This window comes from Dechloromonas hortensis, from assembly GCF_009469765.1.
GTDB classification, from domain to species: domain Bacteria; phylum Pseudomonadota; class Gammaproteobacteria; order Burkholderiales; family Rhodocyclaceae; genus Azonexus; species Azonexus hortensis.
Genome location: NZ_SSSQ01000004.1, coordinates 269,066 through 290,996 on the forward strand (window position 1 = coordinate 269,066; position 21,931 = coordinate 290,996).

General features: G+C 62.0%; 22 protein-coding genes. All 22 read right to left on the bottom strand.

Annotated features, from left to right (window positions below):
• Position 1: 1 nt before the first annotated feature.
• Positions 2-487: a hypothetical protein gene (locus GH663_RS09460; protein ID WP_153131386.1), complete on the bottom strand. Its 486-nt coding sequence runs from the start codon at positions 485-487 to the stop codon at positions 2-4.
• Complete coding sequence (locus GH663_RS09465) at positions 484-1,329, bottom strand: prepilin-type N-terminal cleavage/methylation domain-containing protein (protein ID WP_153131387.1); 846 nt, start codon at positions 1,327-1,329, stop codon at positions 484-486. Before GH663_RS09465 ends, GH663_RS09460 begins: the two co-directional genes overlap by 4 nt.
• On the bottom strand, positions 1,313-1,870 hold the full coding sequence (locus tag GH663_RS09470; protein WP_153131388.1) for a type IV pilus modification PilV family protein: 558 nt from the start codon (positions 1,868-1,870) through the stop codon (positions 1,313-1,315). The genes GH663_RS09465 and GH663_RS09470 overlap by 17 nt, the downstream gene beginning before the upstream one ends.
• Complete coding sequence (locus GH663_RS09475) at positions 1,860-2,366, bottom strand: type II secretion system protein (protein WP_281349783.1); 507 nt, start codon at positions 2,364-2,366, stop codon at positions 1,860-1,862. The genes GH663_RS09470 and GH663_RS09475 overlap by 11 nt, the downstream gene beginning before the upstream one ends.
• A 98-nt stretch (positions 2,367-2,464) precedes the next feature.
• Entirely contained in the window at positions 2,465-2,929 is a 465-nt protein-coding gene (locus GH663_RS21350; RefSeq protein ID WP_153131390.1) for a pilin, read from the bottom strand.
• A gap of 21 nt (positions 2,930-2,950) precedes the next feature.
• The gene (locus GH663_RS21355) at positions 2,951-3,526 is read right to left on the bottom strand and encodes a prepilin-type N-terminal cleavage/methylation domain-containing protein (protein WP_281349781.1); all 576 of its coding nucleotides are present in this window, start codon (positions 3,524-3,526) and stop codon (positions 2,951-2,953) included.
• Positions 3,527-3,586: 60 nt separating this feature from the next.
• On the bottom strand, positions 3,587-4,015 hold the full coding sequence (locus tag GH663_RS09490; RefSeq protein ID WP_153131392.1) for a hypothetical protein: 429 nt from the start codon (positions 4,013-4,015) through the stop codon (positions 3,587-3,589).
• Between the two features lie 4 nt (positions 4,016-4,019).
• Positions 4,020-5,252, bottom strand: a complete 1,233-nt coding sequence (locus tag GH663_RS09495; RefSeq protein WP_153131393.1) for a type II secretion system F family protein — start codon at positions 5,250-5,252, stop codon at positions 4,020-4,022.
• Positions 5,253-5,258: 6 nt separating this feature from the next.
• A complete protein-coding gene (locus GH663_RS09500; RefSeq protein WP_153131394.1) occupies positions 5,259-6,968 on the bottom strand; it encodes a GspE/PulE family protein in 1,710 nt (569 codons plus the stop codon).
• Between the two features lie 128 nt (positions 6,969-7,096).
• The gene (locus tag GH663_RS09505; RefSeq protein ID WP_083518393.1) at positions 7,097-8,374 is read right to left on the bottom strand and encodes a DEAD/DEAH box helicase; all 1,278 of its coding nucleotides are present in this window, start codon (positions 8,372-8,374) and stop codon (positions 7,097-7,099) included.
• A 49-nt stretch (positions 8,375-8,423) separates the two neighbouring features.
• Complete coding sequence (locus GH663_RS09510; protein WP_153131395.1) at positions 8,424-9,605, bottom strand: O-succinylhomoserine sulfhydrylase; 1,182 nt, start codon at positions 9,603-9,605, stop codon at positions 8,424-8,426.
• Positions 9,605-11,143: an amidophosphoribosyltransferase gene (purF, locus tag GH663_RS09515; protein ID WP_153131396.1), complete on the bottom strand. Its 1,539-nt coding sequence runs from the start codon at positions 11,141-11,143 to the stop codon at positions 9,605-9,607. Before purF ends, GH663_RS09510 begins: the two co-directional genes overlap by 1 nt.
• A 13-nt stretch (positions 11,144-11,156) precedes the next feature.
• Entirely contained in the window at positions 11,157-11,648 is a 492-nt protein-coding gene (locus tag GH663_RS09520; RefSeq protein WP_066883704.1) for a CvpA family protein, read from the bottom strand.
• Positions 11,645-12,385 (bottom strand): SPOR domain-containing protein, encoded by a 741-nt coding sequence (locus tag GH663_RS09525; protein WP_153131397.1) that lies wholly within the window; start codon positions 12,383-12,385, stop codon positions 11,645-11,647. Before GH663_RS09525 ends, GH663_RS09520 begins: the two co-directional genes overlap by 4 nt.
• 3 nt (positions 12,386-12,388) lie before the next feature.
• Complete coding sequence (folC, locus tag GH663_RS09530) at positions 12,389-13,699, bottom strand: bifunctional tetrahydrofolate synthase/dihydrofolate synthase (RefSeq protein ID WP_153131398.1); 1,311 nt, start codon at positions 13,697-13,699, stop codon at positions 12,389-12,391.
• On the bottom strand, positions 13,696-14,562 hold the full coding sequence (accD, locus tag GH663_RS09535; protein ID WP_153131399.1) for an acetyl-CoA carboxylase, carboxyltransferase subunit beta: 867 nt from the start codon (positions 14,560-14,562) through the stop codon (positions 13,696-13,698). Before accD ends, folC begins: the two co-directional genes overlap by 4 nt.
• Positions 14,559-15,365 (bottom strand): tryptophan synthase subunit alpha, encoded by an 807-nt coding sequence (trpA, locus tag GH663_RS09540; protein ID WP_153131400.1) that lies wholly within the window; start codon positions 15,363-15,365, stop codon positions 14,559-14,561. Before trpA ends, accD begins: the two co-directional genes overlap by 4 nt.
• Entirely contained in the window at positions 15,365-16,564 is a 1,200-nt protein-coding gene (gene trpB, locus GH663_RS09545; protein WP_153131401.1) for a tryptophan synthase subunit beta, read from the bottom strand. The genes trpA and trpB overlap by 1 nt, the downstream gene beginning before the upstream one ends.
• A complete protein-coding gene (locus GH663_RS09550; protein WP_153131402.1) occupies positions 16,551-17,177 on the bottom strand; it encodes a phosphoribosylanthranilate isomerase in 627 nt (208 codons plus the stop codon). Before GH663_RS09550 ends, trpB begins: the two co-directional genes overlap by 14 nt.
• The gene (truA, locus tag GH663_RS09555; RefSeq protein ID WP_153131403.1) at positions 17,174-17,962 is read right to left on the bottom strand and encodes a tRNA pseudouridine(38-40) synthase TruA; all 789 of its coding nucleotides are present in this window, start codon (positions 17,960-17,962) and stop codon (positions 17,174-17,176) included. Before truA ends, GH663_RS09550 begins: the two co-directional genes overlap by 4 nt.
• On the bottom strand, positions 17,959-18,552 hold the full coding sequence (locus GH663_RS09560; protein ID WP_153131404.1) for a hypothetical protein: 594 nt from the start codon (positions 18,550-18,552) through the stop codon (positions 17,959-17,961). The genes truA and GH663_RS09560 overlap by 4 nt, the downstream gene beginning before the upstream one ends.
• Positions 18,553-18,614: 62 nt before the next feature.
• Positions 18,615-21,833, bottom strand: coding sequence for a motility hub landmark protein FimV (locus tag GH663_RS09565; protein ID WP_153131405.1), 3,219 nt, complete (start codon positions 21,831-21,833; stop codon positions 18,615-18,617).
• Positions 21,834-21,931: the final 98 nt, after the last annotated feature.

Below are 21,931 nucleotides of genomic sequence, written 5' to 3' on the forward strand. Positions count from 1 at the left end.
CTTAGCAATCATAAGGCGGCGCTGTCATCGTCAAGTCCCGACACTTCTCCAGCGTTACGACAATGCGCCGCTCAATGCCGGGCGCCTTGACCCCAAGGGCCGTCGCCGTCGCCTGAATACGGAAAATCCGGATCTGCCGGTTTCCCTCCTGGTAAACCGCCGCATCGCTCGGGAAGGCGGCGCAAGTCACCGTCACCGTATGACCGGGAATCGTGTTCAAGACACCGCCCGCCGCCGCGCAGGTCGGCAAGTTGGCCGACTCGGCATTTGGGTCGAGCTGGAACATCCCCCACTCCACCCCGGCCCGCGCCGCCTGGTAGGCCCGCGAACCACCAATGTCCGAGGCCATGTTGACCTGGGTCACCGTAGTCAGGTTGGCGAGCAACCCGGCCAGCACCGCCATCAACATGAGCAGGAAAATCGCCGCGATGATCGAAACGCCGCGTTGCTGCGGTCGACCTGCAGAAATGGGCAAAAACCGCTTCATGGCGTATTCAGCACATCGATCTGGTGCAGCAACTGGACTGACTCGCCATTACGGGTCAGCGTCAGGCGCAGGACAACCAGCCCGTTGCGTTGCAGTACGGCCGGCGTGTAGTTGAAAGCGCAGGCCGCAACGTCGCCGACCAGGACTGAAGTTTGGCCGCCGAGGACGGCAAAATCGGCGGCAACCGGCTGTGTGCCCTGAAAACCGTAGCCCCAGCGCCGGGTCACCGTGCCCAAGGCCGGATTACCCGGATTCGGCGCGCACTCGTAAGTCACCGGCGCACCGACAATCTGGAAACGGCTTTGTGGCGAAGCCAGTGGAAACTGGGCGCCATTCGGATTGAACACCACCTTGCTCAAACCAACACCGGCCGTAGCGGCTCGCCGGCTCGTACCGGCATAGACATCCGAGCCAGGCTGCCCGAGGTTGAAAATAACCAGCTCCTCGCCCGCCCCTATCGTGACCGGCGGCCCGAACACGTCGAAACTGCCATCGGCATTGCTGCCAAAATCGAGGATGTCATCGCCCGCCCCGCCGCCAACATCGGCCCGGTAACGCCCGGCATCGGTGATCGGCACGAACTCGATGAAATTTCCCGACTGACGGACGCTGTTCGGCAGCGCCGACTGCAGGTCGCGGCCGATCCGCCGCAAGGCCGTATCGGCCGCATCGGAGAGGTCGGCCCGATTGCTGACATCTAGGTAAGCCTCGATCTGGCCGCGCCCGAAGACCGCGACAATGGCGACGATGATGCCGGTGATGACGATGGAGACGATCATCTCGACCAACGTAAAGCCGCGGTCGACGGTCAGAAAAGGGCGTAAATCAGCTGCGCGGCGCATAGCGGAAACGGTATCCGGTCAGAGAAAACGTGGTCCCGGCCCGGGTCACCGTCACGGTGACGCTCAGCGCAGCCGTATTATCGGCCAGCCCGAGCGCTGCACCGACCTGTGCAACCGCGACATTGACCGCGAAGCCAGCCATCGGATTATTGCCCGAGGCATCATCCACATTGGCCATGTTGAAGCCACCGTAGTCGGCCACATTGTCGAAAGCCGTGCCCGGCCCGGTGTCGTAGCGCGCCTCGCTAACCGGCACCCTGGTCGTGGTGTTTTGCGGATTGGCGCAGTCGGCGTAGGACAGAGCCGTGCCAGCCGTCGCATCCTCGGGATCGCACCAGGTGAAGGGTTGATGTAAGGCCTCGTTGAGCACCGCCTCGGCGACTGCTGCCATCTGCTTGGTCAGCATTGGATCCGCGCTGTTGCGAATCAGCGGGTTCATCACCGAGACCAGGCCGATCACCCCGACGCTGACAATCACGATGAAGATGATCTGCTCGACCAGCGTGATGCCGCATTGGCGAGCGGGCCGCTTAATGGACATAGCCTGTTTCCGCCTCGACCGTAATGGCCAGCGCAGCCGGCAAGCCGGAAATGGAAATGACGGCGGGACCATTGGGTCGGCCAGCCGCATCGAACACAATACTGGCTGGCGCAGCCGTGAAGGTCGCGCTGCCGGTGGCGCCAACAACCAACACAAGACCGTCGGGCCCGATCAGGTCGGCCCCCACCGTGCAATCCGCCGCCCCGTTCAGGCTCGAAATGCGAAAACTGACGCTGGGCGGCACCGTCACGAAGGTGGCACAAGTTGTCAGGCGGGCCGCAATCGCTGACTTCTGGGCATAACGCAGGGCTGCGGCGGTACGGTCGCGAAAACCGCGCTCGTCAAATCCGGAGTTGCCACTCCATCGAGGAACGATGGTTGCGGCCAATATTCCGATGATCACGATGGTCACGACCAACTCAACCATGGTGAATCCGCCATGCGCAGCGCGAGATGGCAAGAACCCGCCTTGCGGCGGGTTCTTGCTCAATCTCATGAGAGGAAAAGAACCTCTCGCAGCTTTCACTTGCCCGCAAAAACCAGGCTAGCTTGGCGCACTCTCACGAATCAATCTCTGCAAAGTTCGCTGAAGGGTTAGCCACCACAGTTTGCAGTCGTTACTGCTGCAGTGCTGACCACCCCGGTCGCCTCGGTGTAAGTCACGGCACAGGCGGCCGGGCTACCATTTTGCGTAATTGTGCAAACACCACCACCGGCTGGACAAGCGAAAGTGAAGCCATCCGTAGATTGCATGGCTGCTTGAATACCGGCCGCCGTAGCCGCCGGAATCCCGGTACCGGCCGCCACGACAACAGAGGTAGGCGTCCCACCCAAGCCCATGTTAACGGTCGTCGCCGTTGCATCGCCGGTCGCCACATAGCGCGACTGGGCCAAGGCAACCGCTGAACGCAGACCACCAGCCACACCGTTCATTGCCGCAATGCGCGCATCCGTCGCCACATTGATGAAGCGTGGCAACGCCGTCGCCGCCAGAATGCCGAGGATGACGATCACCACGATCAGTTCAATCAGCGTGAAACCCTTTTGTTTTGCTTGCATGTCCAACTCCCTAAAGAAAAATCAGCATCCGGAAACGGTTAATCCACTGATCGTGGCGGCGGAATTGGCCACGCTCGGTTGGGTATAGGTGAAAAAACAGGTCGCGGGGTCGGTCGCACCGACCACGCCGAAGGTACCCACGCCGCCGGACGCCGAGTAGGTATAACCCTCGGCCTCCAGTTGCGTCTGGTTCGGGTTGTAGATCCCCGTCAGGCCGGCCATCGCCAGGATGCCCGGGTTACCGCCGAAAGCCGTCACTTCGGGGTAACCGAATACCATGTAGATCAGGCCGCTTTCGGTACACACCGTACCAGTCGTCCCGTTGCTGTTATTGGCCCTGATGCCGGTCGTCACACAATTGGTCGTATCGACCACACCGCCCCGCGACAGGGTGGTGGCGTGCACCAGCGCCGAACCGGCCGAAACGCTGCCGCGCGCCGCCTGCAGCTTGGCAATGCGGGCATCGCGCTGCAGGTTGATGAAACGCGGCAAGGCAACAGCCGCCAGAATCCCCAGAATAATGACGACGACAATCAGTTCAATCAGCGTGAAACCGCGCTGGCGGGGTTGGCTGGCAAGGGGGAATCGACGGTCCATACCTGTCTTATCGGTCATAAAGCCCACTACTTTAGTCATAGCCATCTTCTTTCTCAAGGCCTATTCACGTTTATCTTCAAGTCGCTGCAAACCGACGCCGGCCAGCACGGCTCTGCTATCCGAAGCTCCGGCCTGGCGGCTCAGGCGAAAGCGGGCACGATGACCATCGCGAAATCGGTAAACCAGCACCTTTTCCTGGCGGTCGAAGTACCAGATCGAGCCTTCGGCCGGCGCAGCATCGAGCGCTCCCCGGTAGTCGCGCAACGGCGTCGGCAACCAGTCGGCCGGATTGTCGCTGCCTGGCAGGACACCGCCGAAGGTTTCGCGATGCGCTACCGCTTCCAGCAACTGCGCCCGCATGGCCTGAAATTCGGCTTGTACGGCAGCCTCCTCCATGTCGTCGCGGGCCTTTTCCAGCTTGTTGATCAAGAGCAGCCCCAGCATGCTGAGCAGGATGACGACGACGGCAAATTCGTAATAGCGCCGCATCGGTTCATCGCTTGATGGCGACCTTGCCGAGGTCCCACATCGGCAGGAAGATACCGAGGGCCAGCACCAGTACCAGCGCACCGAGACAGACAATCAGGATCGGTTCGATCTGCTGGCCGAGCGTTTTCAGTTCGTACTCGACCTCCTTCTGATACATCTGGCCGATTTCTTCCATCATGTCGTCCAGCGCACCAGACTCTTCGCCGACCGCCACCATCTGCAGCACGACCGGCGTGAAGAAGGCGGTTCCGATCGCCGCCCGCAAGACGCTCTCGCCGCGCTCGACGTTGTCACGCATGCCTTCGATCTTGGCGGCGATGTAGCTGTTTTCGACGGTCTGCGCCGAATTGCTCAGCGCCTGCATGACCGGCACGCCGCTCCGAGTGCTCAGCGCAAAGCTTCGGGCAAAGCGCGCCATCGCCGCCTTGCTGACGATCTTGCCGGCAATCGGCATGCGCAGGGCCAGCGCTTCCCACTGCATGCGCCCCTGCCGGGTACCGACCCAGGAGCGAAAGGCGAAGGCGGCAACGATCACCCCACCCAACATGGTCGGCCACCAGTTCACCATGAAGTCGGAAAAACCGAGCAGCAGCCGGGTCATGATCGGCAGTTCGGCGCCGAACCCCTGAAACACCTTGGCAAATGCCGGAATGACGAAAATATTGACGACGACAATCGCCGCCGCCATCGCCAGCACGACGAACATCGGGTAACGCAGCGCCGATTTGACCTGCTCGCGCATGTAGCGCTCGAATTCCAGATGCTCGAAAAGGCGCAGGAAGATCTCGTCGAGCAGGCCGGTCGCTTCGCCGACCCGCACCATCGAGATGTAGAACGGCGTGAATACCTTGGGATGGCGGGCCAGCGAGACGGAAAGCTCGCGCCCGGCCTCCAGGCTCTCGCGCACGTCGCGGATCACGTCTTTCATCGACGGATTGGTCGCCGATTCCTGCAGCCCGCTCAGCGCCCGCATGATCGGCACGCCGGCCTTGAGCAGGGTGTGGATCTGCCGCGAGAAAAGCAGGATATCGACATGCTCGACCCGCGGTTTGAACAGTGCCAGGGCAAGATCGCCGCCACCGGCCTTGACGGCCTTACCGCGCGCCGGTTGGATCGAGATGGGGGTCAGGCCGCGACCGAGCAGGATATCCGCCACACTGCCGGCCGAGGCGCCGTCCAGTACACCTTCGACCAGCTTGCCGGCGGCATCGCGGCCCTTGTAGGCGAAATTGGCCACGCGTCCTTATTCCTCGAACTGGTTGCTGATCCGCATCGCCTCGGCGACGCTGGTCCGGCCGGCCAGAACCAGCCGCACGGCATCACGCCGCAAGGTCTCGCCAGCCATCTGCTGGCGGGCGACGCGCATGAATTCGCTGGGATCGCCATGGTTGACCGCCTCGACCACCGCATCGCTCATTTCGAGAAACTCGTAGACACCGGTCCGTCCCTGGTAGCCGGTGTTGCCGCAATGCGCGCACCCACGGCCCTGATGGTAGGTGTGGCGCGCCACCTCGTCGCCTAGCTCGTAACGCAGCCATTCATGTTCGGCCGGGGTTGGCGTGTAGACGTCATGGCAATTGCTGCAGATCACGCGAACCAGACGCTGGGCCATCACCATGTGCACCGACAGCGCTACCATGTAGCGCGGCACCCCCATGTCGAGCAGGCGAATCGGCGTCGAAATGGCATCGTTGGTATGCAGCGTCGATAGCACCAGGTGGCCGGTCATCGCCGCCCGCATGCCGATTTCCGCCGTTTCCTGGTCACGCATTTCGCCGATCAGCACGATGTCCGGGTCTTGCCGCAGCACGGTGCGCAGCACGCGCGAGAAGGAGAGATCAATTTTTTCGTGCACCTGCACCTGGTTCAGGCCGGGCAGGCGGTATTCGACCGGGTCTTCGACGGTGATGACCTTCTTTTCGCTGCTGTTCAGTTCGTTTAGCGCTGCGTACAGCGTCGTCGTCTTGCCGGAGCCTGTTGGCCCTGTTACCAGCACCATGCCGCTCGGCCGCTTCAACGAGTGGCGGAAGCGCTCGAGCACGCGTTCCGGCATGCCCGTCTTGTCCAGCCCGAGCAGGCCGGTATTCTGGTTGAGCAGGCGCATGACGACCGACTCGCCAAACTGGGTCGGCAGCGTCGAGATCCGCACGTCGACCGGATTGCCGCGCACCTTGATGTGGAAGCGGCCATCCTGCGGCAAGCGCTTTTCGGAAATATCCAGCCCGGACATCAGCTTCAGGCGCAGTGCCACGGCCGGCGAAATCTTGGCATCAGCCTCGGTCTGCACGTGCAGCACGCCGTCGATCCGGAAGCGGATGCGCAGCCCCTTTTCCTGCGGCTCGAAGTGTATGTCGGAAGCACGCAGGCGCATGGCTTCCTCGAACACGGTCTGCAACAACTTGACGACCGGCGCATCTTCGGCACCCGGCGACAGGCCGAGCAGGTCACCGAACTCGATCGGCATGTCGCCGAGCTCGGCGGTCAGTTCCTTGGCCAGACCGGTAATTTGCTCGCCGCGATGATAGACGCGGTCGATCATCGCCAATAGCTGGCTTTCGGTCAGCACAGCGAGATCGATCTCGCGTTTGACCAGACGGCTGATCTCGTCATAGGCCTGCAGGTCGGTCGGATCGGACATGCCGATCTGTAGCTGGCCATCGGGCAACTGGTCGAGGACCATGGCCCTGAAACGCCGAGCCGGGGCCTCCGGCAACAGCTTGATCAGGTCAGGCTTGGGGGTGAAGCTCTTGAGGTCAATGAAGGGGATGCGCAACTGGCGGGCCAGGGCCTGCGAAATCCCCTCTTCGGTGACGTAGCCGCTTTCGACAAATACCCGCCCCAGCTTGCGACCAGTGCGTTTTTGTTCATCCAGGGAAAGCTTGAGTTGCTCTTCAGTCAGCAAACCTTGCTGAATCAGCAAGTCACCCAGACGAACTTTTTGCGGGGGGGGCATCCCGACCTCCAAAATACCTTAGAAAACTGCGTTAACAATATGAACTTACAGCCTTAGTTTCCACAGTAGACGTTTTTTGGGGCCCCGACAAGCAAAAACCCGGCCGGAGCCGGGTAAATCAATGCAAATCAGCGGTGCCGGCTGCCGCTGCGATGTTGCTGCGGTCCACCCGGCTTTTGCGGTGCTTTTTGCCCTTGCGGCCGGCCCGGTTGCGGCTTGCGCGCGCCACGCGGCGGCTGGACCGGACGCGGTGCGGCAGTGGCCGATTGTTCGAAGCCGGGAATCACGACACGTTCTAGCGAGCGCTTGATCAGCTTTTCGATATCGCGCAGATTGGGGCGTTCATCGTGGCAGACTAGCGAGATTGCCTCGCCTTCCATGCCGGCCCGGCCGGTCCGGCCGATACGGTGCACATAATCTTCGGCCACGTTCGGCAACTCGTAATTGATGACGTAAGGCAGCGCGTCGATGTCGATACCGCGGGCCGCGATGTCGGTCGCCACCAGCGCCACCAGCTTGCCGTCCTTGAAATCGGTCAGGGCACGGGTGCGGGCGCCCTGCGACTTGTCGCCGTGGATCGCCGCCGACTTGATGCCGGCCTTGTCCAGCGTCCGGGCCAGCGCATCGGCGCCGTGCTTGGTGCGGGCGAAGACCAGCACCTGATGCCAGCCGCGCGTCTCGAACAGGTGACAGAGCAATTCCTTCTTCTTCTCGCGGTCGGTTTCGATGACGCGCTGGGTCACCGTCTCGGCCGCCGTATTGCGTGCTGCAACATCGACCGAAGCCGGGTTATGCAGCAGGCCGCCGGCCAGTTCGCGGATTTCCGGCGAGAAGGTGGCCGAGAACATCAGGTTCTGCCGCTGCTTCGGCAACAGCGCGATGATCTTGCGGATATCGCGGATGAAGCCCATGTCGAGCATGCGGTCGGCTTCGTCGAGGACGAAAATCTCGATGGCGGAGAGGTCGACCGTACGCTGTTGCACGTGGTCGAGCAGACGGCCCGGCGTCGCGACCAGGATATCGACGCCGCGGCGCAGGTTGGCGATCTGCGGATTTATGCCGACACCGCCGAAGACGGCCAGCGAGTTGATCGGCAGATGCTTGCCATAGGTGCGCACGCTTTCCTCGACCTGGATGGCCAGTTCGCGGGTCGGCGTCAGGACCAGCACGCGCGGCGTCTTGGAAACGCGGGTCAGGCGGTCGTTCGGACCACTAGCCAAGCGATGCAGGATGGGCAGTGTGAAGCCGGCGGTCTTGCCGGTACCGGTCTGCGCCGTGGCCATCAGGTCGCGGCCGGTCATCACGGCCGGAATGGCCTGTTGCTGGATCGGGGTTGGGGTGTCGTAACCCTGCTCGCTGACGGCGCGCAGGATTTCGGCCTTGAGGCCGAGATCGGTGAATTGCATGGGAACTCCGTGCGGGCAACCCGGCCGCTGGCCGGGTGCCGCTGATAAATCAGATGAGCGCCAGACCCCGGTCGAGGTCGGCTTGCAGGTCTTCCACCGCTTCGAGGCCGACTGCAATGCGCAGCAGGCCGTCGCTGATGCCGGCCGCGGCCCGGGCTTCCGGGGAGATGCGGCCATGCGTGGTGGAGGCAGGATGGGTAATGGTGGTCTTGGTGTCGCCGAGATTGGCGGTAATGGACAGCAGTTGGCAGTTATCGACGACCTGCCAGGCTTGCTCGCGAGCGCCCTTCACTTCGAAGGAAACGATGGCCCCGCCGGATTTCTGCTGGGTTTTGGCCAGCTCATACTGCGGGTGTGACGGCAGGCCGGGGTAAAAAACGCGCGCCACCTTGGGGTGGGCTTCCAGCCAGCTCGCCAGTTGCTGCGCGTTGGCGGCCTGGGCCTCGATCCGGATCTTCAGCGTTTCCAAGCCCTTGAGCAGGACCCAGGCATTGAAGGCGGACAGCGTCGGACCGGCCGTGCGCAGGTATTTGAAAACTTCCTCGGTCAGCTTCTTCGAACCGCAGACCGCACCGCCCAGCACGCGGCCCTGACCATCGAGATACTTGGTCGCCGAGTGGATGACCAGATCGGCCCCCATTTCGAGCGGCCGTTGCAGGATCGGTGTGCAGAAACAGTTATCGACCACGACCAGAATGCCCCGGGCGTGGGCGACTGCGGTCAACGCTCGAATATCGGCAATTTCGGTCAGCGGGTTGGACGGCGTTTCCAGGAAAAAGAGCTTTGTTTCGGGGCGGATCGCCGCTTCCCAGGCCGCCGGATCGGTCTGCGACACGAAGCTGGTGCTGATCCCGGTGCGTGACAGGATGTTGGAAAAAAGGTTGATGGTGGCGCCGAACAGGCCGCTGGAGGCGACGATGTGATCGCCGTTCTTCAGATGGGCCAGCACCGCCGCCATGATCGCCGCCATGCCGCTCGCCGTGGCAACGCAATCCTCGGCCCCTTCCAGGGCCGCGAGACGTTCTTCGAACATCGTCACCGTCGGATTGGAAAAACGGGCATAGACGTTGCCCTCCTCCTCGCCGGAAAAACGCTTGGCTGCCTGAGCGGCACTCTTGAAGACGAAGCTCGAAGTCAGATACAGCGCTTCCGAATGCTCGCCAAACTGGCTGCGCTCCTGCCCGGCACGCACGGCCAGGGTTTCAGGACGGTAGTTGGGCCGCTCGCTCATCAGTCCTGTCCCGGTGCCAGGCCAAGTACCAGTTGCTGCGAGGCCTTGCCGTCGCCATCGTCGTCATTGCCCTTGCTCGCCTTGCCGCCGCGCTTGCCTTCGACGGCATCGAGGTAATACTCGTCGATGTCGCCGGTGATGTAGCAGCCGTCAAAGCAGGAGGCATCGAAAACGTTCAGGTCGGCACGGATCGAGGTGATCGACTGCTTCAGCGCGTCGAGATCCTGATAGACCAGCGCATCGGCACCGATTTCTTCGGCGATGCCGGCATCGTCACGACCGGTGGCGATCAGTTCGGAACGGGTCGGCATGTCGATGCCGTACACATTCGGGAAACGTACCGGCGGCGCCGCCGAGGCGAAGTAAACCTTCACCGCACCGGCGGCCCGGGCCATTTCGACGATTTCCCGGCTGGTCGTACCGCGCACGATGGAGTCATCGACCAGCAGGACGCGTTTGCCCTTGAATTCCTGGCCAACGGTATTCAGCTTCTGGCGCACCGATTTCTTGCGCATCGACTGGCCCGGCATGATGAAGGTCCGGCCGACATAACGGTTCTTGACGAAACCCTCGCGGAACGGGATGCCCAGCGCCTGCGCCAGTTGCATGGCGGATGGCCGGCTGGAGTCCGGAATCGGGATGACGACATCAATCTCTTCGACCGGGATGTGCTTCTTGACCTTCTCGGCGAGCAATTCGCCCATCGCCAGACGCGATTCGTAAACTGAAACGCCATCGATCACCGAATCGGGACGGGCCAGATAGACGTACTCGAAAATACACGGTGCGTAGGTCGGCTGCTGCGCGCACTGGCGACTATGCAACTGGTGGTTGAGGTCAATGAAGACTGCCTCGCCCGGCTCGATGTCGCGCACGATCTGGAAACCCAGCGTATCCAGCGCCACCGACTCGGAAGCGACCAGATACTCCATGCCGTCCGGCGTTTCGTTCTGGCCATAGACCAGCGGACGGATGCCATACGGATCGCGGAAGGCGAGCAGGCCGTAACCGGCAATCAGCGCCACCACGGCGTAGGCGCCGCGACAACGACGGTGCACCCCGGCTACCGCCTGGAAGATGCTGTCCACATCTAGTTCGTAACCGTGCGAGGCCGACTGCAGTTCGTGGGCCAGCACGTTGAGCAGGACTTCGGAATCGGAATTGGTGTTGATGTGACGGCGGTCGAGCCGGAACATCTCGCCCTTCAACTGTTCAGCATTGGTCAGGTTGCCGTTATGGCCGAGCACGATGCCGAACGGCGAATTGACGTAGAAGGGCTGCGATTCGGCAAAGTTGTAGGCCGAACCGGCGGTCGGGTAACGAACGTGGCCGATCCCCCAGTTGCCGGGCAAGGCGCGCATGTTGCGGGTACGGAACACGTCGCGTACCAGCCCCGGCCCCTTATGCAGATGGAACGTATTGCCCTCCGCCGTTGCAATCCCCGCTGCATCCTGGCCACGGTGCTGGAGCACCATCAGGCCATCATAAAGCAACTGGTTAACCGGCGACGTCGCCATCACACCGAGAATCCCGCACATAGTTTCTTCCTGCCTAGCTGAATCGAATTCGTTTTGCCAAATCGTCCGGCAGCCAGGGTTTGACTGCCAGCACGGCTGTTTCCAAAGGCGGTGCCAGCGTTGCATCCCGCCACCAGGCCTGCTTGGGTGCGGCCGTCATGCCGCCCAGCCCAACCAGAACCATGGTGACCAGCACGCCACGCAGCAGGCCAAAGACCATTCCCAACAGACGATCCGAGACGGACAGGCCCAAGGCCTTGACCATACTGCGCACCGCCATGCGTACCAGCGACATCGCCACCAGAACGCCGACAAAAATCAACACACAACCGGCCAACATCCGCATGGCCGGATCGGCGATGCCGCCAAATACCGCCTGCCCAACCTGGCCGCCAAATTCCAGCGCTGCGAAAACCGCCAACACCCAGGCAATCAGCGCGATGATTTCGCCGACCACGCCGCGCCACAAGCCGAACAGCAAGGACAGACCGACGATGCCGATCACGACATAGTCAAACCAGGTCATTGCTTAGCCGTCACCACCCCGGAAACGCCGATCCGCTGCATCTTTTCCAGCGCCTTCTCGGCTGCTTCACGACTGGCGAAGGGGCCGGCCCGAACGCGGGTTTTCTTGCCCTGCGGCGTCTCAAGCGGCTCGCTATAGGTCTTGATACCCTGCTCGCCGAGCTTGGTTTTCAGATTCTTGACATTCGCTTCGTTGGAGAAGGCCCCGATCAGCACCAGGTATTCGCCAGACTTGACGGCCGGCTTTGCCTCGGCCGCCTGGCCGGCGAGAATCGCAGCGGCGCGCTTGGCGTCGTCGGGCTTCGCTGCAGGTTTTTCGATGGGCTTTTCAGCCGGCTTCTCCGGCTTGGCGGCAGGTTTTTCCGCCGGTTTTTCGACCTTGGCCGGCGGCTTTTCCGTCGCCTTTTCGACCGGTTTATCCTTGGCCACCTCAACGACGCGGGCCGAGGGTGCGACCGCCACCTTCGGTTCGACCGGCGCAGCGACAGGCGCTTCGGTCGGGGTCGCGACAACGGGTTTTTCGCTGGCTTTTTCCACCGGCGCCGCCGCAAATTTCGGCGCGAACGGCTTTTCGTCCTGGCCCGGAATGCGGATTTCGACGTCCGGTACGACCTGCCGCGGCTCGTGATCCATCACCATGGGCAGGACAACGGCAACCACGGAGACGAAGGCGACCGCCCCTACCAGCCTGCGGCGGGCGCGTTTTTTGAGTTGCAACTGGGCGTCGTTATCTTGCATGAACTAGGATTTTTTCCGTAGCGCGACTAGCGCCCCGGCCACCGTGTAGAACGATCCAAAGGCGAGAATTCTATCACTTTCAGCAGCTTGCCCCTTGGCTGCCTGCATGGCGACCTCGGGTGACGGGTAGCAAATGACCTCGCCGCCCAGCCCGGCGGCACTGACGATGCCGGCCAGCGTCTCGGCACTAGTGCCGCGCGGACCATCCAGCGTCGCGAGGTGCCAGGTATCGACCTTGTCCTTCAGTGCCTGCAGCGCGCCGGCAATATCCTTGTCGTTCAGCATGCCGAGCACGACATGGGTGCGGTTGAAGAAGCCCATGCTCGACAGGTTGTCGGCCAGTACCTTGATGGCCTGTGGATTGTGTCCGACATCCAGCACGATGGCCGGTTTGCCGGGAATCACCTGGAAGCGCCCGGACAGTTCGGTTTCGATCAGGCCAGGACGAATCGCCTGCATGGTGACCGGCAGACGATCGCCGATCGCATCGAGCGCCGCCAGCACCACACTCGCGTTATAGAGCTGGATCGGACCGCGCAATCCGGGATAGGCCAGCGCCCGTTTCAGCACCTGCTGACCGCTACGGCACCACCAGCGCCACTGCAGCCGATTCTCGTTGGTTTCCGCACTCGGCCGTTCGAAGCCGAAGTCGCGGCCAATCAGGCGCAGGTCGGCACCGATCGCTGCCGCATGATCGAGCAGGCTTTGCGGTGGATTCGGGTCGGCACAGAGGGCTGGCTTGCCGGCACGATAGATACCGGCCTTTTCGAAGCCAATGCTTTCCCGGTCCGGCCCCAGCCAGTCGGTATGATCGAGGGCGATAGTGGTGACGATGGAAACATCCGGTTCGTAGGCGTTGACCGCATCCAGCCGCCCACCCAGCCCGACTTCGAGGATTGCCGCCTCGACGCCGGCTGCGGCAAAGACTTCCCAGGCGGCCAGCGTCCCGAATTCGAAATAGGTCAGCGCGACGTCGCCGGCTTGCCGGCGAGCTGCTTCTACACGGGCAAAAGCGGCGCACAAGGCCTCGTCGCTAACCGAGCGGCCATTCAGCCGAACCCGCTCGTTATAGGCGAGCAGGTGCGGCGAGGTGTAACAGCCGACCTTGTAACCCGCCCGATCGATGATGTTTTCGAGGTAGGCACAGGTCGAGCCCTTGCCGTTCGTGCCACCGACAATGATGACCGGGCAGTGCTGCGTTTGCCCGAGGGCATCCTTGACCCGGCGAATGCGGTCGAGGCCCAGCTCGATGCCGGCCTGCCCCTTGGGGTGCAGCCCTTCGAGGTGGGCCAGCCAGTCTTCGATATTTTTCAAGCGGCGGCGGGCAGTTTTTGCAGCAGGGCCAGGACGCGGGCAACCTGATCGCGCAGTTCGCGCCGGTCGACGATCATGTCGATGGCCCCCTTCTCAAGCAGGAACTCGGAACGCTGGAAGCCTTCCGGCAGGGTTTCGCGGACGGTCTGTTCAATGACGCGCGGCCCGGCAAAACCGATCAGCGCCTTCGGCTCGGCGATCACCACATCGCCGACGAAAGCGAAGGAGGCCGAGACGCCGCCCATGGTCGGGTCGGTCAGAATCGAGATGAACGGCATGCCGACTTCCGACAGCTTGGTCAGTGCGGCAGTCGTCTTCGCCATCTGCATCAGCGAGAACAGGCCTTCCTGCATGCGTGCACCGCCGGAAGCGGTGATGCAGATGAAAGGCATCTTCTGCTCGACTGCCGTTTGCACGCCGCGGACAAAGCGCTCGCCGAGCACCGAGCCCATTGAACCGCCCATGAAGTCGAATTCGAAAGCGGCGGCAACGACCGGCATGGTCTTGATCGCCCCTTGCATGCAAACCAGCGAATCGCTCTCACCCGTGGACTCGTTGGCCTCCATCAGGCGATCCGGATACTTCTTGGAATCCTTGAATTTCAGGCTGTCGACCGGTAGAACTTCGGCGCCGATCTCGAAACGGCCTTCGCCATCCAGCAACAGATCGAGACGCTGCCGCGAGTTCAGGCGATTGTGATGGCCGCACTTCGGGCAAACCTGCAGGTTGTTTTCCAGATCGGTCGCATAAAGCACCGCCTCGCAGGACGGGCACTTGCTCCACAGGCCTTCCGGCAACGCCGAGCGGCGCTGGCCCTGTTCGCGTTTGATCTTGGGGGGCAGAAGCTTGGTCAGCCAACTCATTGTTTCACCTCATCTACGCCACGACGAATATCCGCTACCAAGGCTTTCACATTGGCACAGGCGGTTTCGGTGGTGGATTTTTCAATTTCTTCAATAATCCGGCTGCCGACGACGACGGCATCGGCAATACCGGCGATGCGGGCTGCGGTCGACGCGTCCCGGATGCCAAAACCGACCCCAACCGGCAAGCCGGTCTTTTCGCGGATCAGCGGCAGGCGCTCGGCCACTGCCTGGACATTGAGCGCGCCGGAACCGGTCACCCCGGCCAGCGAGACGTAATAGACATAACCGCTGGCGATCCCTGCCACCTGCTCGATGCGAGCGGCGGTCGAGGTCGGCGCCAGCAGGAAAATCGGATCCATGCCCTGCGCCTTGATCGCGGCGCCGAAGGCAACCGCTTCTTCCGGCGGGTAATCGACGACCAGCACGCCATCGACCCCGGCTTGTGCGGCCGCCGCGGCGAACTTTTCGAGGCCCATGGCTTCGATCGGATTGGCATAGCCCATCAGCACAACCGGCGTCTTGACGTCGGTCTTGCGGAAATCGACGACCAGTTGCAGCACCTTGCGCAGCGTCATGCCCTTGGCCAGCGCCCGTTCGGAGGCGCGCTGGATGGTCGGGCCGTCTGCCATTGGGTCGGAAAACGGCACACCGAGTTCGATGACGTCGGCCCCGGCCTCGACCAGGGTATGCATCAGCGGCAGGGTCAGCGCGGCATCGGGGTCGCCGGCGGTGATGAAGGGAATCAGCGCCTTGCGGCCTTCGCCGTTGAGGCGATCAAAAGCGGATTTGATACGCGACATCAGAAGACGATCCCGGATTTTTCGGCCACGGTATGCATGTCCTTGTCACCCCGGCCGGAGAGGTTGACCAGCAGAATCTTGTCTTTCGGCAGCGTCGGCGCCAGCTTGGCGGCGTAGGCCAGGGCATGGCTGGATTCAAGCGCAGGGATGATGCCTTCGAGACGGCACAGGTTGTGGAAAGCCTCAAGTGCTTCGGCATCGTTGATCGGGACGTACTCGGCCCGACCAAGATCCTTCAGCCAGGCGTGTTCCGGACCGACGCCGGGGTAATCGAGGCCGGCCGAAATGGAATGGGTCTCGATGATCTGGCCGTCTTCGTCCTGCAGCAGGTAGGTGCGGTTGCCGTGCAGCACCCCCGGCACGCCGGCGGTCAGCGAGGCGGCGTGGCGGCCGCTTTCGACACCGTCACCCGCCGCTTCGACGCCGATCAGGCGAACGCCTTCGACATTGATGTAGGGGTAGAAAATACCCATCGCATTGGAACCGCCACCGACTGCGGCAATCACCGCATCCGGCTGGCGGCCGGCCATTTCCGGCATCTGGGTCAGGCATTCTTCACCGATGATTTTCTGGAAATCGCGAACCAGCATCGGGTAGGGGTGCGGGCCAGCCACCGTGCCGATGATGTAAAAAGTGTTGTGGATGTTGGTCACCCAGTCGCGCATCGCTTCGTTCAGTGCATCCTTCAGCGTCTTCGAGCCACTTTCGACCGGCACCACGGTGGCGCCGAGCAGCTTCATGCGATAGACGTTGGCCGCCTGGCGCTTGACGTCCTCGCTGCCCATATAGACCACGCATTCCATGCCGTAGCGGGCGGCAACGGTTGCCGTCGCCACGCCGTGCTGGCCGGCGCCGGTTTCGGCGATGACGCGCGGCTTGCCCATGCGCTTGGCGAGCATGGCCTGACCGATGCAGTTGTTCACCTTGTGGGCGCCGGTGTGGTTGAGGTCTTCCCGCTTCAGGTAGATCTGCGCACCGCCGAGCAGATCGGACCAGCGCTTGGCGTGGTAGATCGGCGACGGCCGGCCGACGAAATGCTTCAGCTCGTATTCGTATTCGGCACGGAAAGCCGGATCGACCTGGGCTGCGGCATAGGCCGCCTTCAGCTCATCAAGCGCGCCAAACAGCGTCTCGGCGACAAAAACACCGCCGTAGGGGCCAAAATGGCCCTTGGCATCGGGGAAGTTATATTGATTCATCGGCTTTCCGTACAGCCGCCACGAAGGCAGCAATTTTCGAGTGATCCTTGATTCCCTTGCTCATTTCAACGCCTGACGACACGTCAACCGCCACCGGCCGGACGCGCTGTATAGCCTCGCCGATATTGCCGGCGGTCAGCCCGCCCGACAACACCAAAAACGCCGGGAGGGCCGGCGGAATCAGCGTCCAGTCGAAGACATGGCCACCGCCACCGTAGCCCTCGACGAAGGCATCGAGCAACAAACCCCGGGCATCGGGAAACGAGCGGGCGAATTCTACCAGATCGAGCCCCGGCCTCACCCGCGCCGCCCGCAGATACGGTCGGGCGAACTGGCGGCAATAGGCCGCGTCCTCATCACCGTGAAATTGCAAGACATTGATGGGCAGCGCGGCACAGGTCGCCCGCACGACCTCGGGCTCGGCATTAACGAAGAGGCCGACGACATCGACAAACGGCGGAATCCGCTTGGCCAGTGCAGCAGCCTGCTGCGGCGTCACGTAGCGCGGGCTGGGCGGATAGAAGACAAAACCGATCGCATCGGCGCCCGCCGCCACGACGGCATCGACATCGGTTTCACTGGTCAGGCCGCAGATCTTGATTCTGGTCTTCACTTCAGCATTCCATCGAGAAAGTCGTCATCCGGGTCGGGCAGCGCCCACTGCGGCTCATAGAGCGGCCCGCGAAAATAGAGACCGTCCGGCGAAAAGGTCGGTGCCGCCAGCTTGCGATCCCTGGCCTGTAGCAATTCGTCAACCCAGCCTGGCGACTGGGTTCCCTTGCCAATATAAACCAGCGTGCCGACCAGATTGCGCACCATATGATGCAGAAACGCCGTCGCCTCGAAATCGAAGACGAACATGCTGCCGCACTGGCGAACCTCGGCCCGCGACAGGGTCTTGATCGGCGTCTTGGCCTGACACTCGGCCGCCCGGAAAGCCGAGAAATCGTGCTCGCCGAGCAGTCGACCGGCGGCATCCTGCATCAGCGCCAGATCGAGGGCGCCGTGGAACCAGCCGACCCGCCCCTGCCACAAGCCGGGTCGCTGTGGCCGATTGAGTAACAGATACCGGTAACGCCGACCGCGCGCACTGAAACGGGCATGAAATTCGTCGCTCACCGGTTGCGCCCAGCGCACGGCGACGCCGTCCGGCAGGTGCGAATTGACCCCGCGCACCCAAGCCGTCAGCGGCCGCTCGACAGGCGCATCGAAGTGCACGACTTGCTGGCTGGCATGCACCCCGGCATCTGTCCGCCCGGCACACACCACGCCGACCTTGCAACCGGCGATTGCCTGCAGCGCAAGCTCGAGCGCATCCTGGACGGTTTTGCCCTGCGCCTGACTCTGCCAGCCGCGAAAACCTGTGCCGCAATATTCCAGCCCCAAGGCAACTCTCACAGCAGCAGACCTCCTAGCACGACCAGGACAATGATCATCAGCAGCAGCGTATCCGCCATCTTCCAATTGGGCATCGCCACGCGAACGCTGTCCGGACCATCGACAAAACGCGCTTCACCAACCAGCATCTTTTTCCATGCCCCTTTTTCATGTTCAGTCTGCAAATTTTCCAGCACCAGCGACAGCCGGACGACCAGACGCCCGGTATCCAGACCAAGGTAGCGCAAGGGGAGCAGCATTCCCCACAAGCCGCCAAACAAGCCGTCCCGCCCAAGACGAACAAAGAGCCAGGCGAGAAGCACCAACATGCTGAGCAGGCGCACGACCTGCAGGTTGGCCTCGGCGATGCCTTCGTAAGTCGGCGCCCAGGACAAGTCTTGCAAGGCCTCGCCTGGCGTATTGAAGGCAACTATCAACCACAAGCTGAGCAATAGCCAACGTGCACGCCGAGCGTAGCCCAACCAGGGCCGGCAAATGGCTGGCGTGCTCAAAACGGCTACAGTAAGCATCAGCCCCAGACCGGGATAGCCGAGAAACTGGATCGCGACGATACCCGCCAGCCAGAGCACCAAGGCCGCAGAAGGATGCAAATCAGGCTCCCAAAATGCACACAGCCCCTTGCGGGGCCATGTGCCGATCACATGCCTGGATTTTACTCGCCTATTCGACCGAGAATCGCACGCGCCTGCTCGACCAGATCGACCGGCCCTTCGCCAACAACTTCTTGCAGCAACTCGCGGGCTCCTTCCAGATCGCCCATTTCCTCGTAGGCCTTGGCCAGATCGAGTTTGGTATTCACCTCTTCCCACTGTGAATCGCGGACCGGCTCGGCAAGCGAGTCGGCCAATGAATCGGCGAATGACTCGGCAAGCGGCTCCGGCATCACCGTCGTTGCGGCAAGCTCAGCCATCTCCGGCTCACCCGGAACCGGTTCGGAGGCAAGATCAAGGTTGATCGAGCCGATATCGAAATCCGGCTGCACCATCGGCTGACCAAGGAAAACCGAATCCGTCAGACTGACGTCGAACTCCAGCGAGTCTGCGTCCAACACTCCGGGGCTGACCGACGTTGCGGCCAATTCCGGATGATCAAACTCAAACTCATCAGACGGCATCGGCAAGGGATTGACCACGGTTGCGGTTGACTCGTTTTCCAGCACCGAATTCACCATGGTCTGCGTTGCCGGCGAGTCGATATCGAGATCGAAATCGACCATCGGCGCTTCCTCGACCGGCGGCTCGGGAGTTTCAGACTCTTCGGTCGAGGCGGAAATGGCATTGACACCGACAAAGGTCGACACTGCCGAATCGATTTCCGAGTCTGGCTCCAAAGGCATGACCATCGTTCCTTCCGGCGAAAAGTCCGGCGAGGCATCGGGCTCCTCGGACTCGACGACGTTGGCCACCTCTACCGCTGCCTGAGTCGCCCCACCGAGGTCGAAATCTACCGCATCGACCACCAGATCGTCCGCCTCGACATGCAACTCACCGACCGGCGCCTCTTCAGAAACTTCGGCGACCGGCGCGGCGGCCCCCAAGTCGAAATCAAGGGCATTCGACTCCGACAGGCCCATCGTCTCGACATAGGGCTCATCAAAAGCCGGCGAAGCTTCGCCAGCCTCCTTCTCCAGCAACTCGGCAGCCGGCGCCTCAGGCAGAATCTCCGGCAAACCGAGATCGAAATCGAGGCTCATCGCATCGTTGATCGGCTCTTCCACCTCGGCCGCTTCGGCGGCAACGGCCAGTTCGGCCGGAGCGGACAGCGCCAGCGTGTCCGCCGCCTGTTCGAGCGGCAGCTCATCCGGCACACTGGCGATCTCGGCCAACGGGGGCACGGCACCGGTCATCGCCATCGTGGCCCGCCCCAGATCCTCGCTAGAAACGATCATCGTGGCATCGGGATTGAAGCTAGCCCCCGGTACCGCCTGAACCCCGGAGTAAAGGGGATTGGCAGGATCCAGCCCAGCCCCCAGCGCGGCCACTTTTTCCCACTCTGGGCCGGCCCCGCCGGTTTGCGCATACAACTCACTGGCCAGGGTTTCGAACTGCTTCAGGCTTTTCCGATTAGCGTATATCTCGAGCAGCTTGGCGTGAATGGCCGTACGCTGCGGGTCTTTCTGCAGCGCCTCGAGAAGAATTTCCTCGGCCTGGGTATCCCGCCCATAGGCCATGTAAACATCGGCTTCTGCCACTGGATCGACTTCGTCAGTATCGATCGTTCCCGGTCCGGTCTGGCTGAAGTCGCCGGTTTGCGGTGGCGTATTGCCGGTATCGACGCTTTGTCCGCCGGTCATCCGGAACACCGAATTCGGTCCAAGGCTCGACGGACCGGGTGCCGCCGTCGTTTCCACGGACGAACTCTGCTCGCGCCGACGCTTCAACATGAAGTAGCCGGCCAGCAAGGCCAGAATGCCAGCACCGCCCGCCAATGGCAGCGGATCGCTCAACAAGCCATCGACAAGACTCGGCTCCTCGGGTTCGGGAGACGGCACCGGCGCCGGCTTTTTCTCGGGAGGCGGCGGCTTGACCGGTTCCGGTGGCTTGACCTCGGCTGGCTTCGCCTCTTCGACCGGCTTGGCAGCCTCCACAGGCTTCACCGGTTCGGCTTCCTTGGCCGGCTCGGCAAGCTTCGGCGGCTCCGGCGCCTTGACAGGCTCAACCGGTTTGGCCGGCTCGACCGGCTTGACTTCATCTTTCTTGGTGGCTGATTGCTGTTGCAACTCGGCCAACTTCTGGGTTTTCATCTCAACGAGTTTCTGCAACTCGCCAACGTTTTTCTCAAGCAAGGCCAGACGATCCTGGGCTTCCTTCAGAGCCTTATCCTTGGCAATCTGGTCCGCTTCGTTAATCGCCCCCGCCTTGCCTGCAGCGCCCTTCGTCACCACTTCGGTCTTGGCGATCTTGACCTGATCCTTCGACTGATCAGCCGGAGCAGCCTTTTCTTCAACCTTTGCAGTTATCTTGCCGGAGGCGACCTGGCTGGCAGACTCTTCACGAGCCGGCGCCTTCGCACTGGTCGCTGCCAGCTTCTGGCGATAGGCATTCCAATCGCCGGCCTGGGTGACGTAGACCTTTTTTGCATCGGCGTCGGAAACCGCCTCGACCGCAGCCTGTTCTGGAATCCCCAGAATCGCCCCCGCCTTCAGGCGATTGATATTCTTGCCGATAAAGGCATCCGGGTTGCTCTGGAACAGACCAACCAGCATCTGTTCGAGAGAAACGCCATCGTATTTTGTCTCGCTGGCGATCTTGCGCAGGGTTTCACCCGGCTGAACAACACGAGAACCGCTGGCCTCGGTCCTTTTCGGTTCAGCAGGCACCTTGGCCGCTACCGGCTGACGCGGCGCGCTGCGCGTTACGGCCGACTGGCTGCCGCCAGCACCGCCGCCCCGTACCGTTTCGACAACTTTAGCCTCGGCAACCGAGACCTGGCCGCCGGTTCCCTTGGCGGCAATCTCGGGAGGATCGAGCAAAAAAGTGTATTCACGAACCAGGCGACCCGACGGCCAGTTCAATTCAACCAAGAAATCGAGAAACGGCTCGTTAACGGGCTTGATCGAAGTAACTTTGACAATCGATTGACCATTTGCCCGCTTTTCGACAACAAAGCGCAAATCGGTCAAAGCAGAGGCGTAATCAACACCGGCCTGCTTGAAGGCATCGACGGGAGCTAGTCGCGCTGTCATGCCAGCCAGTTCGTCACGACTCGCACCGATTTCCAGTTCGGCCCGCAAAGGCTGCCCCAGACCGGAATAAACCGTAAGTTTCCCCAGGCCGGCGGCCTCGGCAACCCATGGTGCGAGTGACAGACAGGAGGCCACCGCAAGGGCGGCTGCACGTTTCTTGAACTGGGAGCGATTAGTTTCGGTCACGTCGAAACCCTGAGCGTTAAATTTTGGGACTTTCAAATTAACATCATGGACTTAGCAATGCAAGCTAAACCCGCTTCTCATCACTCGGCCATTGGCAT

Bases quoted from the DNA above. Each gene is read 5' to 3' on its own strand.
- trpA (WP_153131400.1), bottom strand. From the start codon at position 15,365: ATGTCGCGTATCAAATCCGCTTTTGATCGCCTCAACGGCGAAGGCCGC.
- GH663_RS09490 (WP_153131392.1), bottom strand. From the start codon at position 4,015: ATGCGGCGCTATTACGAATTTGCCGTCGTCGTCATCCTGCTCAGCATG.
- GH663_RS09510 (WP_153131395.1), bottom strand. From the start codon at position 9,605: ATGAGCGAGCGGCCCAACTACCGTCCTGAAACCCTGGCCGTGCGTGCC.
- GH663_RS09470 (WP_153131388.1), bottom strand. From the start codon at position 1,870: ATGTCCATTAAGCGGCCCGCTCGCCAATGCGGCATCACGCTGGTCGAG.
- accD (WP_153131399.1), bottom strand. From the start codon at position 14,562: ATGAGTTGGCTGACCAAGCTTCTGCCCCCCAAGATCAAACGCGAACAG.
- GH663_RS09505 (WP_083518393.1), bottom strand. From the start codon at position 8,374: ATGCAATTCACCGATCTCGGCCTCAAGGCCGAAATCCTGCGCGCCGTC.
- GH663_RS09460 (WP_153131386.1), bottom strand. From the start codon at position 487: ATGAAGCGGTTTTTGCCCATTTCTGCAGGTCGACCGCAGCAACGCGGC.
- GH663_RS09465 (WP_153131387.1), bottom strand. From the start codon at position 1,329: ATGCGCCGCGCAGCTGATTTACGCCCTTTTCTGACCGTCGACCGCGGC.
- GH663_RS09525 (WP_153131397.1), bottom strand. From the start codon at position 12,385: ATGCAAGATAACGACGCCCAGTTGCAACTCAAAAAACGCGCCCGCCGC.
- GH663_RS21355 (WP_281349781.1), bottom strand. From the start codon at position 3,526: ATGGACCGTCGATTCCCCCTTGCCAGCCAACCCCGCCAGCGCGGTTTC.
- GH663_RS09475 (WP_281349783.1), bottom strand. From the start codon at position 2,366: ATGAGATTGAGCAAGAACCCGCCGCAAGGCGGGTTCTTGCCATCTCGC.
- trpB (WP_153131401.1), bottom strand. From the start codon at position 16,564: ATGAATCAATATAACTTCCCCGATGCCAAGGGCCATTTTGGCCCCTAC.
- GH663_RS09520 (WP_066883704.1), bottom strand. From the start codon at position 11,648: ATGACCTGGTTTGACTATGTCGTGATCGGCATCGTCGGTCTGTCCTTG.
- purF (WP_153131396.1), bottom strand. From the start codon at position 11,143: ATGTGCGGGATTCTCGGTGTGATGGCGACGTCGCCGGTTAACCAGTTG.
- GH663_RS09500 (WP_153131394.1), bottom strand. From the start codon at position 6,968: ATGCCCCCCCCGCAAAAAGTTCGTCTGGGTGACTTGCTGATTCAGCAA.
- GH663_RS21350 (WP_153131390.1), bottom strand. From the start codon at position 2,929: ATGCAAGCAAAACAAAAGGGTTTCACGCTGATTGAACTGATCGTGGTG.